At 44.3% G+C, this 17,517-nt stretch carries 11 protein-coding genes; 2 read left to right on the top strand and 9 right to left on the bottom strand.

The genetic code is table 11. The features are described 5' to 3' along the window. Positions 1–8: 8 nt before the first annotated feature. The 4 genes from NWQ57_RS09785 to NWQ57_RS09770 form a co-directional block, all read right to left on the bottom strand. The gene (locus tag NWQ57_RS09785; protein WP_306021966.1) at positions 9–1,898 is read right to left on the bottom strand and encodes a bifunctional diguanylate cyclase/phosphodiesterase; all 1,890 of its coding nucleotides are present in this window, start codon (positions 1,896–1,898) and stop codon (positions 9–11) included. 3 nt (positions 1,899–1,901) lie between these two features. After that, on the bottom strand, positions 1,902–3,032 hold the full coding sequence (locus tag NWQ57_RS09780; protein WP_306021965.1) for an FIST signal transduction protein: 1,131 nt from the start codon (positions 3,030–3,032) through the stop codon (positions 1,902–1,904). 288 nt (positions 3,033–3,320) lie between these two features. Further along, complete coding sequence (locus NWQ57_RS09775) at positions 3,321–4,322, bottom strand: pectinesterase family protein (RefSeq protein ID WP_306021964.1); 1,002 nt, start codon at positions 4,320–4,322, stop codon at positions 3,321–3,323. Between the two features lie 70 nt (positions 4,323–4,392). Continuing rightward, a complete protein-coding gene (locus NWQ57_RS09770) occupies positions 4,393–5,931 on the bottom strand; it encodes a phage tail sheath C-terminal domain-containing protein (protein WP_306021963.1) in 1,539 nt (512 codons plus the stop codon). Positions 5,932–6,195: 264 nt separating this feature from the next. Here NWQ57_RS09770 and NWQ57_RS09765 point away from each other — a divergent pair, with 264 nt between their 5' ends. Beyond that, the gene (locus NWQ57_RS09765) at positions 6,196–8,301 is read left to right on the top strand and encodes a hypothetical protein (protein WP_306021962.1); all 2,106 of its coding nucleotides are present in this window, start codon (positions 6,196–6,198) and stop codon (positions 8,299–8,301) included. Between the two features lie 77 nt (positions 8,302–8,378). Here the strand turns inward: NWQ57_RS09765 and NWQ57_RS09760 are convergent, their stop codons facing one another. Both NWQ57_RS09760 and modF read right to left on the bottom strand, forming a co-directional pair. Beyond that, positions 8,379–10,067 (bottom strand): RluA family pseudouridine synthase, encoded by a 1,689-nt coding sequence (locus tag NWQ57_RS09760; protein ID WP_306021961.1) that lies wholly within the window; start codon positions 10,065–10,067, stop codon positions 8,379–8,381. A 6-nt stretch (positions 10,068–10,073) separates the two neighbouring features. Further along, the gene (gene modF / locus NWQ57_RS09755; RefSeq protein WP_306021960.1) at positions 10,074–11,519 is read right to left on the bottom strand and encodes a molybdate ABC transporter ATP-binding protein ModF; all 1,446 of its coding nucleotides are present in this window, start codon (positions 11,517–11,519) and stop codon (positions 10,074–10,076) included. Positions 11,520–11,680: 161 nt separating this feature from the next. On the opposite strand from modF, the gene dmeF reads away from it, so the two are divergent. Further along, the gene (gene dmeF / locus NWQ57_RS09750; RefSeq protein ID WP_306021959.1) at positions 11,681–12,664 is read left to right on the top strand and encodes a CDF family Co(II)/Ni(II) efflux transporter DmeF; all 984 of its coding nucleotides are present in this window, start codon (positions 11,681–11,683) and stop codon (positions 12,662–12,664) included. 6 nt (positions 12,665–12,670) lie between these two features. On the opposite strand, the gene plsB is transcribed toward dmeF, so the two are convergent. The 3 genes from plsB to NWQ57_RS09735 all read right to left on the bottom strand — a co-directional run. Beyond that, a complete protein-coding gene (plsB, locus tag NWQ57_RS09745) occupies positions 12,671–15,106 on the bottom strand; it encodes a glycerol-3-phosphate 1-O-acyltransferase PlsB (RefSeq protein WP_306021958.1) in 2,436 nt (811 codons plus the stop codon). A 135-nt stretch (positions 15,107–15,241) separates the two neighbouring features. Further along, positions 15,242–17,170 (bottom strand): sialate O-acetylesterase, encoded by a 1,929-nt coding sequence (locus NWQ57_RS09740; RefSeq protein WP_306021957.1) that lies wholly within the window; start codon positions 17,168–17,170, stop codon positions 15,242–15,244. Between the two features lie 139 nt (positions 17,171–17,309). Then, positions 17,310–17,517 (bottom strand): hypothetical protein (locus tag NWQ57_RS09735; RefSeq protein ID WP_306021956.1); only part of this gene is annotated, 208 nt, incomplete at its 5' end.

Here is a 17,517-nt window from a genome sequence, read left to right as displayed (position 1 = left end):
ATATCACCTCATTCATTGAGTAGCTTAGGTAAAAGTGGCGTTACCGCTTCTGGCATCATCGGCTTGTGTAAGAAAAACCCCTGGCCGATGTTACATTTATGAGCCGTCACATAGTCCAACATAAACTGGTCTTCAATTCCTTCTGCAATAACACTTAATCCCAAATTATGACCAATATCAATAATGGTTTTAGCGATAGTTGATGATTGCGCATTGGACTGAATGTCTTGTAAAAACGCCTTGTCGACTTTTAAATAATGCAGCGGTAAAAACTGTAAGTAGCTAAAGGAAGAGTAACCCTTACCAAAGTCATCTAAAGCGAAGGTAATGCCAAGCTTATTTAACATCAGCATCGTCTCTTTAATACTGTCTTTGTCTTCCATAAAAATAGACTCGGTCAACTCAATAATGAGCTGGCTACCCTCAATATTAAAACGTTCTAGGCTGTCGATAAGATGCTTAATGAGTATTTCGCTTTGAAACTCTAAGCTGCTTAAATTTATCGACACTGTCGTCTTACAAATATCCAATTGATTCCATTTAGCAATTTGCTGACAAGTTTTTGTAATCACCATTTGGCCGATGTCAGTAATTAAGCCCGTCTGCTCTGCTATCGCAATAAAAACATCAGGAGATACTCGGTCGCCATTTGGCCGTTGCCATCTGCACAGGGCCTCAAGACTACTTATTTGCATACTCGCTAAATCTACCTTGGGTTGGTATTCCAAGTGCAGTTCGCCGTTGCTGATAGCCTTGCGTAAGGCTTGTTCGATGGCTAGCTGTTGCAGTGCATTACTTTCAACTTCGTGGCTGTAAAAATGCAGGCCATTTTTTCCGGCTGCTTTTGATTGGTACATGGCTAAGTCAGCCTTTCGAATCAGGGCCGATGCGTTATCGTCATCGCTTGGGTAGACGGCGATACCAATACTGGCAGTGACGTAGTGCTGGCGTGTAGCAATATCAAAAGGCATTTTTAACAAGGCTAGGATATCTTGGCAGATGGAGGTCACGGCGTTTTCGGACTGGATGTTTTCGAGTAAAATAACAAACTCGTCGCCGCCCTGGCGCGAGAGTGTATCTTGCTCTCTTAGTCTCGTTTGCAGTCGCCGCACAACTTCTTGCAACAATTTATCGCCTGCTTCATGACCTTCGCTATCGTTAACCTTTTTAAAATTGTCGAGATCAAGAAACAATATCGCTAATTTATTTTTCTCTCTTTTAGCAATCGCGAGGGAATGTTTAATCCGATCAAGTAGTAGGGCACGATTAGGTAAGCCAGTTAAGCTGTCGTGATAAGCTTGATACTGGATGGTGGCTTCGTGTTGTTTTTGCAGCGTAACGTCATGAAAGCACCATACACGGCCAGTGAGTTTCCCTTCTTGAATTTGGGGTAAAGAGCGAAAACTAAAACATCGTGTATCACGCATTGCTAGGGTGCCTGATAAGTCTTTTAACGGGTCTTCTTTGAGTTCTTCTACCAGTAATAAGAGCTGATCTCTGTCTTGCAAATAATCTAAAAAGGCTTTCCAGGTGGTGACTTCTGTCAAATTAATGTCGTTAAAAAAGGCCTTACCCATACTGTTAAACGAAATCAACTCTCCTTCTAAATCATACACTAAGACTATTTCGCCAGTTGAATCAAAGGTGGCTTGCAATAAACCGAGTGAGTGTTTGAGTTGAGCTTGCACGTGTTCCATCGACGCAAGTTGGTTTTTTAGGGTTTCATTGCGTTCATTTAGCTCATTTGAGGTCAAAAATAATGAGCGCTCAAGCATTTTGAGGGTTTGTTCGTTTTGACTATAGGCATCGGATATGGATTGCAGCAAAACATTATTTTCTGTTTCAAATGCCTCATCTTTTAGTGCGCGCTTAAGTTGTCGCTGTAACAATTTATGCATAGCTTAGTTTTCTGAAAAAAGCGTGATAGTCATGGTCTGATTGTGCAAACCACAGCGGCCAATCGCCTTAATAGGCGATATTTCTCCGTAAGAATAAAACCCGCTAAAAGCGCAATTTGAAGGAAAGGTGTCTTCAATAATCTCCAACTCCTCTTCCACTCGCTGGCCCAGAACCAATCGTCGTCCAACGCAGCTAATGAGGATGGCGAGTTCTGGATGAATTTGTTCGTTTGACGATAACGCTTGCTTGGCGGCCATTTGAGCGCCATCGATTAAGTCTTCATAATTAGATTGCATTAATTGACAGCTTGAGCCCTCTGGCATATTGCCAGCAAAAACCATGCTTTTGCTTTCTTCGTCGATCGATAGAATAGTGCGAACAAGTTGCTCTGACTCTCCCTCTAATTGCAGTGCTAAAGGATAAAGTAAGGCTGAGGCGGGTAAACCGTCAGCAAATTCACCTAAAAAGTTTTTGTATAAATCTAAAGCGGGTTGATTGTCTATCTCCAACAGTACATTGGCTTGTGACTTCGTTATGATGCGTTTAGGACCGAAGGGATGCCAGCCACCTAAGTTGCCATGCCCTATGTTTAGGTTGTCACCGTAGAACCCAGCCACTACAACTAAACCGTTTTCAACTCTATCGTTATGCCACACGGTAGTTTGTTCAAATTTGTCACCGTCACCAGCTAATCCGCCTGTTGCGGTAACGCCTTCAGGTAAATGACGCTGCAAACCATCGACTAATTCGCTACCATTAACTAACTGACCATCACTAATAATAAAAACATGCTTTAGCCCGTCATCGGGTAATTGGCAGAGTAAGTGGCTAATAAGATCATCGGAATTTTTGTAGTTCCCAATCGCGTCACTAACCACGTGTATGTTTGAACTAGAAAATTCTACTGCGGTTAAGCAAATGCTGTTGTCAAAAATAAGGTTGCCTTGGATTTCTCCACTTGTTGTACAGCCAATAATTTGCGCCTGAGGGAAAGCGCTTTTTAACTCTTGGCGAAAGTCATCAGATGACATGGCATTATGATCACCGAAAGCCAGCAACCACTGGGCTTTAGCGCTTTGTGGCAAGGGTGAATGCCAGTGTTGATTTTGATATACAGATTGAAAAATTTTCAAGCAAACTCACCTCATTTAGTTAGTATCTCACGTTATTTTGCCAAGAATAACAAACTCCAGATCTAGGCTTTTTATCTTGCACCTAACCAGTCAATACTCACTTTTAAAGCGCTAAGTACTGCTTAATAGTAGCTAAACTACCTCGTTAGTCTATCTAAATATTGCTAATAATTGAGTGGGAGTCTTGAGCTTTTAATTCGTCAATCTGGGCTATTAATAATGAAACTGCAGCAAACAAGATTAGCAAGTTTCGAGTAGCTTAGATTTGTAAACGTTATCCAAGCACGGCTATTTTTTATACCAACTTGGATGATGAGGTGAGGCCAGTAGAGTCGACAATTGATATTGCTTGGCTTGTTCACGCGTTAATTGATGTGCCCAATTCACCCGACCTTTGGGGTTTGCGCCTGGGCCATGATTATTAAATTCTGCGTAGTAGCTATTACGATGAGCGGCTTGATTGCTCCAATCATCCCAGCCTTTAGGCGTGATATGCGAACCAAAATCAGAGTTTATGAATACTGTTTTAGCAAAGGTGCGCCAAGGGCGACCTAAATACACCTCGTTTACCCCCTCTTTAGCGGTTAAACGGCAGTTTAAAAACACCAAACCGATGTCATTATGCGCCACCGTCGAGGCCGCAGTAATAAAAGAATTACTCAGAGATTTTATTTCGCAGTGATCAAATACTGCTGTGGCGTTGCCAAAGATAAAGTCAGTGGTGCCCTCTATGTAGCAATCCTTAAAATATTGATGGGTATCCTCACCGCTGACATACACCGTATCTTGATGGCCTAATAAACGCGTTTGGTAAAAACTTGCGCGGTCTGCAGTTACAGCAAGAGCGATGGCCTGCCCCACGGGCCCAGCTGTATTGCGAATAGTCAGGTTTTGCGCATGAAAGTCATTGCCATCAACTTGTAATGTGGCGGTGTGAAAGGTGCTATTACGGCCTTTGGCAATTTTGTTGAAATGGTCATCAAAGCTGATAATTGTACGCTCTACACTTTCGCCAATCAGGTTTACACGAGGATTCCATTCATAGACATGCACTTTTTCTTGGTAGAGGCCGTTTTTAATATTAATGGTGATGGGTTTATCAGGAAACGTTTTGCTAGCATCAATTGCAGCTTGAATAGACCTGAAATCACCGCTGCCATCTTGTGCAACAGTCATATGATAGCGAATGTTTTCTGCACTAATTGAAAATGAAAATACATAGACACTGAGAAAAATAGCAAGGATGTGGCGCATACTCAAACCGACTGAATAAAACCCTAAGGCTAGCATTGGTGATACTTAACCACCAAGGCCGTTAGCGGTTTAGTTCAAATAGCAAGCATTGCCGCCTAAACATTACTTAACTGGCTGATACGGTTTGGATGATCTTAAGTAAGGTAAATTCAGCTGGTTTGCGCATAGAGATGCCAAGTTCAACGATTAAGTGACCTTTTTGAATATCGGTGTAGGTCATGGTCTGATTGATGCCTACTCTAACAAAATAAGCTTCGTCAGGCTTGGCGCCTGCTAAAGCACCTGTCCGCCAAAGTTGCATGAGGTAGTTGTCTATCATGGTACGAGCAGTAGTCCATAGGTTGTGATCATTAGGCTCTTGTGCAAGGCCTTTTAAAGCCTCTTCAATAGATTTTTCGATCATATTCATGGTGCGCCTGATATTGATATAGCGCCATTCATTGTCATTACCTGCAAGGGTTCTCGCCCCCCAAATCAGCACACCCTGACCGATAAAGTTGCGGATAGCATTCACTGACTTACCCGACGGCGTGACTGTCATGTCTTGTTGAAGTTGATTATTCACCAACTGGCATGGACTAATAACTGAGGTTAGCGAAATATTGGCCGGAGCTTTCCATACCCCTGTGCTTAAGTCAGTGAAGACATAAGCCCCACACACCGCGCCACTTGGCGGCAAAAGGCTCAGTTTTTCAGCCATAGTGGTGAATAGCGCCTGATAAAATGGGCTAGCACTAAGTAGCATTTGATGTGCTTTTTGAGTTTGAGCGCTCTGTTTTTGTTTGTGAGGGTCAAGGCCGTTTTCTGGCAACATATCAATTATCCCTTGGACGTATTGCCGCATGATGTGCTGTTTTTTGTCTCGTTGTGAATACTGTATATTTAGCTCCGCAGATAACAATGTTTTTAGCTTGGCTATAGCTTTAATAGCAGTGAAATGAAGGTCGTTGGCGCCAACTATGCTGGTATTTATCCAAGGATAATAGGCGGCTGCATAACTGAGATTTTGGCTGCCTATGTTGTGGCAAAACGAATCGATACAGTCGTTTTGATTGGCTCGATTTGATGCTAAATAGCCTTGATAAATATCTACGATAGCAAAGCGTTTAGCAGATTTTTGAGAGCAATGGCTGAGCAGGGCGTGTTGCACTGCCGTGCAGTCATTTTGATTATCTAAGGCTACCGCGTCAGGTATCAACACAATCGATGCTGGTATATCGTGAGTGATTGCCTTTAATCCATTTAGCAGCGAGTTTGGGCTTATGTTTGCACCATAGTGACCTACAGAAACCACGTAACATGTGCTACCACCATTGTTAAAAAATAAGACGATGCTGCGATACAGTAAAAAATTTTGACTGCATTGATTCAGGCTGTAACCCTTATTTGCTAGGGTTAGATCAGGAACCTGAGCCCCTTGCGTGGTATCGATGTTAAATTGGTGGAGGGCATCACCCCCAAAAAAGCGTTCGAATTCAGGCAGTGAGTTGATTTTAGTGGGTATATTCAGAAGAGAAAGGCCGTTTAATTTCTGTCGCTCTGTATAACCAATAAAGATCGCAATATGACTTGAAGCTGAAACGATGTGTGGCGGCAAACGAGGGGTTTCGTTGATGAAAACCCCAGGCGTTAAATATTCTGGCATTGTCCTATCCTTTTGAGCTGAATGAGCAGCTGAACGTGTAAATTTTCGTTTGCGAAAACCATCATAAATCCGTGTATATAGCCTAGTTCATAGTCAATTAAGTGCCATACAAAGCCATTTTTTTTCAACCTTTTTAAGGTTGTTAAATTTATTTTCATTTTTTGCATCCAGTCACCTACCTGAGTCGTTTGGCTTTTTGAAAGGCAGCGTTAGTGCAGTTCGTCTGCTGGTACTACTCACTTACTAGGTAATTGGAGAGGAATAATGAAAACAACTAAAAATCATGGGTCTATGCCCCTTACAGCAACATTTTTAAGGACTTTGTTAGGTGTGTCGATTGCATTTGCACTAACGGCTTGTAATGGTGACGATGGCGATATGGGGGCACCAGGCATGAACGGTCAAGATGGGATGAATGGCCAAGATGGCGCAAATGGCAGCCCGTCTTTTTCGCCAGCAACCTTCTTTATATCGAATAATGGGGCAGACAATGCTGGAACAGTCAGTGTCGTGGACCAAAACGCAGGCCTGTTAAAAACCCTAAGCTCTGCAAACAACGAAGGTATCGACTTAGATCCTTTATCTAATTTGGTTCACGCAGGGGATAGCAGTTTAGGCAGTGTGAGAACCCTATGTCATGTAGCCAGTCGTAGTGATGGTGCAATGTATCAAGCCAATACTGATCGCGATATTACTGGGGCAGCGACAGGCCTGACTAACCCCAAAGGTATTGAGGTTGTGCAAGGTGCTGGACTGATTTTGATTGCTGATTTTAATGGTATGCGTATCAGTGTATTTGGCTCGGCCGCCGCAGGTAATGTTGCCCCACTTGCTGAAACGATGACAACGGCGAAGCCATGGGATTTAAGTTATGACGAAATTAATGACCGTCTATTTGTTGCTCTTACTGACGGTACGGTAGCGGTTTACGACGACTATGTTACTGGTGGTTTTATGGCGATGCCTGCACGGGTCATCACTCCGAGTGATGAAACGCAAATGGCAATGTCTGTAAATATTCACGGTATTGTTTATGACCGCTCAAGGGATAAATTAGTGTTGAGTGATGTGGGTGATGCGGCGTCAGCCAGCGATGGAGCTATTTATGTCATCGGTAACGCCTCTAGTGTTGACGGTAATGTCACGGTAGAACGCTCAATTTCTGGCGCTTCAACCCTATTAGGTAACCCGGTCGATATCGTCTTGTCTGGCAGTGATTTACGAGTTGCTGAAAAATCAAACGATGCTATTTTAGTCTTTTCAAACATATTTTCTGGACCAAGCGGTGATGTGGCTCCTTCTCTCGTGACTCCTGCCACTAAGCCAGAGTCTCTGGTTGAAATGTCTGCTTCAATGACCTATTCAGATGTATCAGATACCTGGGAAGCAAACACCACATTGCGAGGTGTTGCCGTGAGCAGCAACCCAAGTTCAGCTAGTGCCACTACGGGTATGGTAGGACGTTTTAGCTCAGCGCTAAATGCGCAGCTCACTCGTTTTGACCATGGCATTAGCATCGAAAGCGTGACCTTCGATTTAGCAGGTGACAGCTACACTACCTTTGACGATACAACTACAGCAATGGGCGGCATCGCTATTGCGAACCGAGTCGCAACCCTTAGAGATGATGAAAGCTACACCCCTTCTCGTGACCGCATGATTGCAGGTGCTAGCACGGGTTTAATCGCACCAAAAGGATTAGATGTGTCTTCCGAAAAAGGCCTGATTTTTGTAGCTGAGAATAATGCTACCTCACCAGGGATCTTAATCTTTTCAAGTTGTGCTGCTGGCGACATAAGCCCACTACTAAGCTTGGTTCCATCAGATTCTGCCCGCCCTTGGGATGTGGATTATGATGCCTTGACTGACAAAGCGTTTGTCGCTCTAACCAATGGCACCGTGGCGGTATTCGACCAAGTGAGCGCTAAAATTGCTGCAGGTACCACCACTATTAGCGGTGAAGATCGCTTAATTACACCAGCCGTATCAGGAGTCGCGATAGCGGCACCGACTAATATTCATGGTATTGATTATGATCCTGCGAGTGACTCATTGATTTTATCGGATGTAGGCAGTGCAGCAGATGCCACTGACGGCAAGCTGTACGTATTACCTGCGGCGAAAGCGGCCTCTGGTTTAACCGATGTTGCAGTGAATATTGCCGGTGCTAATTCGATGTTGGGTAATCCAGTGGATATTATGTTTGATGGTAAAAACCTATTCGTAGCAGAGAAATCAAATGGATTAGTCATGCGTTTCGACAACATCTTAGTTAGTGCAGGTGGTGATGTCAGTCCAGACGTCAGTATTGCCTACCCAGCGCCGGAGTCAGTTGCCATTATTCCGACTTACCTCTATCGCACTGAATAAGGGGTTTACGCAATCATTTTCGTAAATGGGCAGCATTAGCTGCCCGTTTTTTTGTCTGTTGTTAGGGTAAGCAACCGCTAAAATTCAGCTGCCACATTAAATGACATGGTTTTGTTGCTCAGGGGATGATTCAGGGTTAACTGCTCTGCATGCAAGTGTAGGCGATTAGCTAAAGTGCCATAAAGATCATCGCCTACAATAGGCATATTAAGACCTAAGGGATGAGCGCAATGTACCCGCAATTGATGCGTGCGTCCGGTATGTGGTTTTAAGCGGACTTTGGTTTGTTGCCTAACGTGATCTCGGCTAAGCACTTGCCACTCGGTCAAAGCCGGTTTGCCGTACTCCTGACAAACGAGCTGCCGCGGCCTGTCATATAAGTCGCCTCTTAGGGGCAGTTCAATCACGCCATCATCCTGTTGCACTATTCCTGTAACCAAGGCGATGTAGGATTTTTCAATTGTGCGCTGAATAAATTGCCGTTGTAACGATTTGTGTGCTTGTGGATTAAGGGCAATGACCATTAAACCAGAAGTTGACATATCTAAGCGGTGCACAATCAATGACCCCGTTGCCTGCGGATATTGGGTTTTCATGCGGGCATAGACTGAGTCATGCACGTCTTTGCCGGGTACCGATAAAAACTCAGCGGGTTTATTGATGATCACCATGTCTTCATCTTGGTAGATCAGGTCAAGGTGTTTTCCTTCGCCTTGATTCACTAACATGGGATTGGGGTCGAGTGCCATGCCCTCTAACATATGGGCTAGTATGGGCTGGCACTTGCCTAAACAAGCGGGATAATGATGTTTATGCTGCCTGATTTCAGACTTAGGTGAGGCGCCCCACCAAAATTCCGCCAACGCCAAAGGCTGCATTTGGTGTTTAAAGGCATATTGCAATAACTTAGGTGCAGCGCACTCACCTGCTCCGGCTGGCGGCGTGCGCAAAGCGGTTTGACTAAAAATTTCTTGCAAACTAAGGCTTTTACCTTGCGCATTTAAAAATTGATATTGTGCAAATATCTGTTGTTGCAGCGCCGCCGACGCTTGTTTACGCTGGTTTTTAAGATCAACGAGGGGTAAGTGTAACTCATCATATTTAGCTTGGGCGTGAGCCAGTTTCCCGTCCCATTCTAAGGTCACGGCTTTAAGCTGTAGTTTATCGCTGATGCTTTGCTGATTAAGCTGGTGCTGGAGTGCTGCAAAGGCCTCGCTCGATAGCGCATTTTGTCCTGCCATACGCTGCGCTTTGCGCATTTGGCGCTGAACTATCATATCTGCTCGCTGCGTGGCGATGTGCTCATCTCGAGCCGCTTTAGCCGCGGCCAACTGGTGTTTTAATAAGACTAAATCTGAATTATTTTCATGGGCGTGTATCTGTTCATTGAGCTGATTGATATGCACTTGCTGGGTAAGAAAAAAATTATCTTGTACTAACAAATCAAATACCGGTGGTACAAAGCCATCAATGTGATTTTGTTCGGCTAATTTACCAGAGAAGGCAGCTAAGTATCCCAATTCCCCTTGCTGATTGTTAACCAATAACACACCAAACATTTTGCCGATGATGTTATTCGGATCGTCAGTTAATCCAAAGTTATGTTGCCAAGTTTGCGGTGCGCTGAGTCGTTGTTGCAGCTCATCAGCGGCGATAATACACAGTGGATGGGGTTGATAATAAAATGGAAACGTAAAACGCTCCGGCAAAGCGATGCCATCGATAGCCTGACTAAATTTAATAAAACAGGTGGGTTCAAGCGACATAACAAATTAGGCCTGAAAGTCGGTCATACACAGATGATGTTCAATACTGGGTATTGCATCTTCTTGATGATGATTAACGTACAGTAATGTCGTGTTGCCTTCGCGGGCGAGTAAGTCAATCAAGGCTAATACTTTTATGCGATTAATATCATCTAAGCCATTGCAGGGTTCATCTAAGATCAGCAACGCGGGATGTTTTACCATCGCGCGGGCGATTAAAGCCATGCGTTGATCACCAAAAGACAGTTGCAAAAAGGGGGTGTTTTCAAGATGAGTGAGCGACATCAAGGCTAACCATTGCTGTGCCAGCGCTTTTTGTTTGGGACTTGGGGTTTGATATAACCCGATGCTGTCGTAGAAGCCAGACAAAATGACCTGTAACAGCGAGCAATTAACCCGATAGTCTAAATGCAAGGCATTCGACATGTAGCCAATGTATTGTTTAATCTGCCAAATACTCTCGCCACTACCACGTTTAAAACCAAATACGTGAATGTCATTTACGTAACATTGGGGATGGTCGCCGGTAATTAAATTCAGTAAACAGGTTTTGCCTGAACCATTGGGGCCAGTGATCTGCCAATGTTGGTTTGGTCTAATCGTCCAGTTCAGTCCTTGAAAAACGATGTGATCGCCATAACTGACTTTAACCTGAGTCAGTTTGACTAAGGGCGCAGAAGCATCAAGTGGGTGCGGGGCAAAACGCTCTTCATCGCGTGAGGGTAAGCTCAAATCACTTTGCTGCATGTGCCGCACTTGTTCAATATGGCGAATGGTTTCGCTTAAGCTACTATTACTCGATGATTGCCACTGGATCTCACCTGCCTGCATTAATACCACTTGTTGGCAGTACCTAGGTACTTCACTTAGTCGATTTAATACAAAGACCAAGGTGGTGTACTCGGCCAGGGTATTAAACAAGACTGATAATTCATGGCAGGCTTGCTGATCTAAACCGTCCCACGGCTCATCGAGTATCAACAACTGCGCTTTACTGAGTATGGCTTTGGCCAGTAGCAACTTGCGGGTTTCTCCAGTTGAAAGCGCGCGAAATGGTCTTTTCAGCATGGTATTGAGTGAAAACAGTGAGAGTACATGTTCAAGCAAAGCGGGATCTTGATATGGCAAATCAAGGCCTTCAAATAAGATTTCTTCTACTGTGCTGGGGATGGGGATGATATCGAGTATATCGCTGCAGTCTTTTTGGCGCTCAGCCGCGATCAAGGCCTGTTGTTGCTCAACTGACACCCACGCATAAGGTGCGTTCACTGCTCGTTCGCCACTGACATATTCGCCCTGCCCAGCAAGACATGCCGCTAAGGCTGATTTGCCGCTGCCATTGGCACCTAAGATAACCGTATGTTGTAAGGCCTTAATCGTGAGGTACTTGATGTGTAATGTGAAATGTTCAGCAAAGATGCATTGGTATTGTGCGAGAGTAACAAGAGACATAGGACGAAAAAAGACTGACGGATTTGTTGACGATTCTAGCAGAATTACAGATGAAATGATTTTATCAAAACGCTAAATAGTCATTTAATTTCTGTAGCAACTTGTCGCGTACTCGAGCCTCGATTAAGGTGGCAGGTATGACAGCCTGACACGAATTTACTATGCAAGCCGAACAACATTCGCACTTACAACACGATCACACTTTTGAGCAAGATAAAAAACGCGCTGGTGAAAATCGCTCCATTTTAGTCATTGCGATTACCTTGGTAATGATGTTGGTAGAAATTATCGGCGGCATTGTATTTGGCTCTATGGCCTTGCTGGCAGATGGTTTGCATATGGGCTCACATGCGGTAGCCCTAACTATTACGGTATTTGCTTATATTTATGCGCGGCGCAATGCTAAAAATCGAAAATTTAGTTTTGGCACAGGCAAAGTGAATGCCTTGGGTGGTTATTCAGGGGCGATTTTACTTGGTTTGTTTGCGGTGTTTATGGCGGTTGAGAGTGTGCATCGTTTACTCAACCCGGTAGAGATTGTGTTTAATCAAGCCATATTGGTGGCCATTGCCGGTTTAGTGGTTAACGGTATCTGCGTATTTATATTGGGCGGTGATGAACATGATCATCACCACGGTCACTCTCACTCTGATGACCATGGGGAACATCACAGGCATGGCCATGCTCATAAACCAACTTCAGTGGCACACTCCCATGATCACAATCTTAAATCTGCTTACCTGCATGTAATAGCCGATGCGCTGACCTCGGTGTTAGCGATTGTGGCACTGCTTGCTGCTAAATACTTTGGTTGGGTATGGATGGACCCTATTATGGGGATAGTGGGTGGTTTGCTGGTAGCACGTTGGTCAATTGGTTTATTAAAAGAAACCAGTAATGTACTCCTAGATCATCAAGCGGCTAAACCGCTTACGCAGCAAGTGACATCTTTTATAGAAGAAGACGGCGACAGCCAGATCACCGACTTACATGTTTGGTCTATCGGCCCCAATATTTATTCTGCGGCGATATCGGTGGTGACTCATCAACTGAAAACCGCTACCGAATACAAGTCGCAATTACCTGATGATCTGGGGCTGGTGCATGTAACGATTGAAGTTCAGCACTGCACGCAAGCCCATTGATATGCATTATATTTGTTGAATACGCTGCGCAATTTCAGGTGAAATTAAGCTGATCACGTCTAATCGCAAGGCCTCGCTAACATCACAATGTTGCAATTGGCCTTCTTCGTTGCTTTGTACAAGGTGATTTTCTTTTAAGGCATTGATAAAGGTACCCAGTACATTTTTATCAAAAAACTCCGGTGAGCTTATGCCATGTAACGAGGATAAACGCTGAGCAAATTGCTGGCTGCGTTTTTCTAACACGGCGCGGCTCATCGAACCCTCACGCTCAAGCAAGGTGAGTACCACGGCGTAACGATGTAAGGTTTCTTGAATACTGCGATTGAGTAACCACGCTGAATAATAGGCCTTACTACTTGGTGCTGGTGGAGTCAGTTGGTCATCCAGGTTGCTGAGCAAGCCCATATCTAACATGCTTTCAATAAGTGAATCTGAATAGTCGATGGCGTGTTCAAGAGACATATAAATAAATAATTCGCGTTGCAACAATGGGTAGAGCTTAGCAATGAGCTGCTTTATATCGCTGCGGCTGATACTGTGGCGTGCAAAAATTATGGCGGTGATTAAGCCCGGCATCGCGAATAAATGCAGAATGTTGTTGCGATAATACGTCAGCGGTACTGCGTTTTTATCCCTTAGGCTAATGATGCGCCCAAAGGTATCTTCACTGACTTCAAATTTTTTCAGCTTCAGGGTGTTTTCCAACAGCTGTTTGGCACTGATATCTGGAATGGTAGACACCTCGCTGTAGGGCGACTTCGCCAACAGAGTAAGTAGATGTTCGATGGCAAGCAGTAACTCATCTTCTGTCATGGCGTGTTTTTTGGCAGACAATAAACAAATTGCACACAATGACATGCCGCTAATGGCTGCAGCTTGGTTGATGCGCTCCATCACATTATTAGCCAAATCGTTTACCACCGGAGTCAACCACTGCGGTTTTTTATCGGGCTCAGCTTGTTGCAGTTCTCGCCAGTTGGTCACGTTTTTATCTAAGTAATTGCTGAGGTTAATTGGGTCGCCAAAATTGAGATAACCGTAGCCATAGTTTTTTAATTTACGGATAGCAGAAAAAATGTGAAAGATAGACTCTTTCTTTTTGGCAGAGCCCGTGAGCTCTTGCAAATAGCTTGAGACTTCCATGACATGTTCGTAACCAATATACACAGGTACGATACTAACGGGTCGATTAATCCCTTTTATGAGCCCTTGTAAGGTCATGGCGAGCATACCTGTTTTAGGTGGCAATAAACGCCCGGTGCGACTGCGCCCGCCTTCGGGATAATACTTAACCGAATAGCCTTTGTTAAATAGCAACTCAAGGTATTCGCGAAATACCGCAGTATACAATTTGTTGCCAGCAAAACTGCGGCGCAAAAAAAACGCCCCGGCTTTACGCAGTACTCCGCCTATTGGCCAGAAGTTAAGGTTAATGCCTGCTGCAATATGTGGGGTAACAAGGCCTTCGTGATAGATGACATAGGTCAGCAACAAATAATCCATATGACTACGATGGCAAGGCACATAGATAATCTCGTGGCCATTTTGCGCTAAGGTACGTACTTTTTGTGCGTGTTGGACTTCTATGCCGTTATAAATTTTATTCCAAATTTTTGTCAGTACTCGATCGCCTAAGCGAATCAAGCCTTCTCGGTAATCACCGGCTATCTCATCGATATATTTTTTTGCTTGGGTCTGCGCGCTTTGATAAGTGATATTTTTACTGGTGGCTTCATCATTAATGGCCGAACGCACTGACTGCGAACCGAGTACGGTGTTGTACAGTTCTTGTTTTTCAAGCAGATAAGGACCGGTAATGCCTTGGCGCCTGCGATGAAAGTGCGTACCAGCCAAGCGAATAAGCTTGTGGGCGAGTTCGGCATCTGTGCCCGGTAAATCGGCCATCGATCGGGATGAAACGGCTTTGCTGTAACAAACAAAGTTGTCTCGGCCTAAAAACAACACAATAAAAAATTTGCGTAACCAACTGGGCGATACTTGATTAGCAATAACGTCTGACCAACCTGAAAACTTTTTACCTGGTGCTCTACCCCAAAAGATTGAAACAGGTACGATTTGGATATCAAGGGCGGGATCGAGGCGATGAAGTTGAAATAAATGGGTAAATTGTTGGGCAATATCGGTGTTTTTTACTTTTCGCGTTAATACTGATTTTGGTTCGAGTAAAAATAAACAGGATCGATGCTGCTCACCTGCGATGGTGATACGGCTATTGGGCTTGGGCAAATTAAGCGATTCAGCGGACATACTCAGGGCAATTTGATCGGTAGCTGAGTGGCTGCGTAATAAATAAAGAATAGGCTTGGTCGGATCAATACCAAGCTCTTGGGCTAAATCCGAGGGGATCGTGTTGGCTTTAACCAGCCATTTTACCGGTATTGAAATCAGAACCAGCAACAAGTTATGCAGCCATGCCATTCAAACCAATCCTTAATGTATATGTGAAAAAAGACGGAGAATATTACCATGCTACATTATTTATTGCGTGGTTCTACTGATGCATTCGATTGCAAACGCTCAAAGCCTGAGCAAATCAAGCGGCCAAGCCATCGCTTACAATGGGTTTGTACTCACTTTTTCATCAAAAGGCACTGCCGGTAGTTGTTCGCTGTTGTACAAAGCGGCATCCGGATTATCACCCCACGCATAGCGAACTCTTACCGGCTGTTTGATATTAGGGCTTGAAAGACGAATTTTATCATTAATCAAAGCAGCGTTGGCCCATTCAAAGTGGCCGTCTGCCCCAGCAATCGCAAAGCTGTGATCATCTGTGCTTTTAAGAACTAAACCATCAGCAATATGTTTAAAACCTAGCAGTAAATCATTATTTTGGACCTGTATTGATGCGACTTCAGGTCCTTGGTAAACCACGTCTTCGCCTAAAGCCAATGCTCGTGCTGCCAACGCTAGGCGCTTACCTACGGTCTTTTTATTGGTTGGGTGAATGTCGTTCCACTCGCCAATATCAATGGTGACTGCCATCGCGGTGTTGGGTTCGCTGAGGGTTTGACTTTGGGCTTGGCGCAATTGTGCCCAAGCACTGTCAATTGGTTTCGCTTGTTTCTCCATAAAATTGGCTAGCTGAGCAAAAATAAAGGGAAAGTCACCTTGGCCCCACTTCGTGCGCCAATCTTGAATCATGGTGCTAAATTTTGTGTGGTAATCATGCCACTGCCCTACGTTAGACTCACCCTGAAACCAAATGACGCCTTTTATGGGTAAATGGGTAAGGGGTGCGGTTAGTCCGTTATACAAACCCATGGGCTTCCAACGAATAAACGTACCACCTGCTAAAGGTGGCATTACAGCAGCGGTTTTTACCTTCCAGTCGCCCGCGATATTAATATGCTGTTGGTCTGTACCCAACCAATAAGGTTTATCAGCGACAAATTCGCTGCGCCCACTGTTAGCAATTACACGCACAGCAAGGGTGTTTTGACCCTCTTTAAGTAAGTCGTTTGGAATTGAATAACGCCGAGGTGGATATTGATAGGTAGTGTTACCCACCTTAATGCCATTGATGTAGGCTTCATCTGCATCAACGATTCGACCTAAACGTAAGGTATTGGCGTTGGCGACTTGCTCGGCAGTGAGTGTGATGGTTTTGCGAAACCACCAAACACCGTTGAAGTTCTCTCCTTCTGTCAGCAGTCTTTTACCTGGAATGGTGAATTTATCCCACTCACTGTCGTCAAGTTCAGGACTATACCAAGGAGTGCTTGCCACTAAGCCTTGGTCTTTTTTATTCAATTCAGTGTACCAACGTCCATCCTTGGCCTTATCGGCGGCGGTAATTGTGGCAATTAGCTCATCGTCTCGAAAGCGTATGCCTTCGGCAAGTGATTCGGGGAATTTTTGTAAGGCTTCTTCACTCATCCATGCTTCCACCGGTGACCCGCCCAATGCATTGTTTAATATACCAATGGCAACACCATTATGTTTGTACAGCGCTTTAGCGAAATACAGGGCAACAGCAGATACGTCGCTGATATTGTCTTGTGTAACAGGCGACCAAGAACCTGAAGCAAAGTCTTCTTGCGGCGTTTTAAAATTATATATTTGCGGTATTTTAAATTGGCGTATCAAGGGGTAGTCAGCGTCGGCAATATCAGCAGGGTAATCTTCTGCGACCCGTCTCATGGGTAATTCCATATTGGATTGGCCCGAGGCCAGCCAAACATCACCGAAATACACGTCTTTGATGGTGAGGCGATTATTCGCGATGATGTCGAGTTGATGAGGGCCACTGGCTGCTTGGGCTGGCAAACTGATTTGCCACTTCCCCTTATTACCTATGGAATGTCCAATCGGTTTTCCGTTTAGTTTAACTAAAACAGACTCGCCATCATCAGCATAACCCCAAATAGGAATAGTGATATCGCGTTGCAACACCATATGATCGCTAATGAGTTTGGGTACGCTAACATCAGCAACGGCGCACTGACTAACAATAATACACAGAACAATTAGTGGTCTTAGCATGTGACTCTCACTCGATAATTTTTAAGCAGTCTATCACTGTCTATCGGAGGCTGAGCCCGACTGATAATAATGATTAGTGTTTTGGAAGATTTCGTAAATGGTCGGTGGATTATTTTTGATAAAAATTATCAGGTCAAAATCAGTGCTCACAGCCTTTTGCAATAATCAAATAATGACCTAAGTTCAGCGTTTGATTTGAAGACTGTGTTGAAACTTTTTTTGCCCGTTTAAGATTAGGCTTTTCCTTTGCGTTGAGTGTCTCGGTGTTTAGAGTATGGATAGATATATCTTTAGTGTGTATGGCGTGATACTCGCTTTTGTACTCATCTCGTCTTACAAGATTAATT

Origin of the sequence: Paraglaciecola sp., assembly GCF_030730205.1 — a bacterium.
Classification (GTDB): domain Bacteria; phylum Pseudomonadota; class Gammaproteobacteria; order Enterobacterales; family Alteromonadaceae; genus Paraglaciecola.
The sequence above is the reverse complement of the archived record's forward strand: the minus strand, read 5'-3'. Positions and strand labels throughout refer to the sequence as shown.

Bases quoted from the DNA above. Each gene is read 5' to 3' on its own strand.
- NWQ57_RS09785 (WP_306021966.1), bottom strand. From the start codon at position 1,898: ATGCATAAATTGTTACAGCGACAACTTAAGCGCGCACTAAAAGATGAG.
- NWQ57_RS09775 (WP_306021964.1), bottom strand. From the start codon at position 4,322: ATGCTAGCCTTAGGGTTTTATTCAGTCGGTTTGAGTATGCGCCACATC.
- NWQ57_RS09770 (WP_306021963.1), bottom strand. From the start codon at position 5,931: ATGCCAGAATATTTAACGCCTGGGGTTTTCATCAACGAAACCCCTCGT.
- NWQ57_RS09765 (WP_306021962.1), top strand. From the start codon at position 6,196: ATGAAAACAACTAAAAATCATGGGTCTATGCCCCTTACAGCAACATTT.
- NWQ57_RS09760 (WP_306021961.1), bottom strand. From the start codon at position 10,067: ATGTCGCTTGAACCCACCTGTTTTATTAAATTTAGTCAGGCTATCGAT.
- modF (WP_306021960.1), bottom strand. From the start codon at position 11,519: ATGTCTCTTGTTACTCTCGCACAATACCAATGCATCTTTGCTGAACAT.
- dmeF (WP_306021959.1), top strand. From the start codon at position 11,681: ATGCAAGCCGAACAACATTCGCACTTACAACACGATCACACTTTTGAG.
- plsB (WP_306021958.1), bottom strand. From the start codon at position 15,106: ATGGCATGGCTGCATAACTTGTTGCTGGTTCTGATTTCAATACCGGTA.
- NWQ57_RS09740 (WP_306021957.1), bottom strand. From the start codon at position 17,170: ATGCTAAGACCACTAATTGTTCTGTGTATTATTGTTAGTCAGTGCGCC.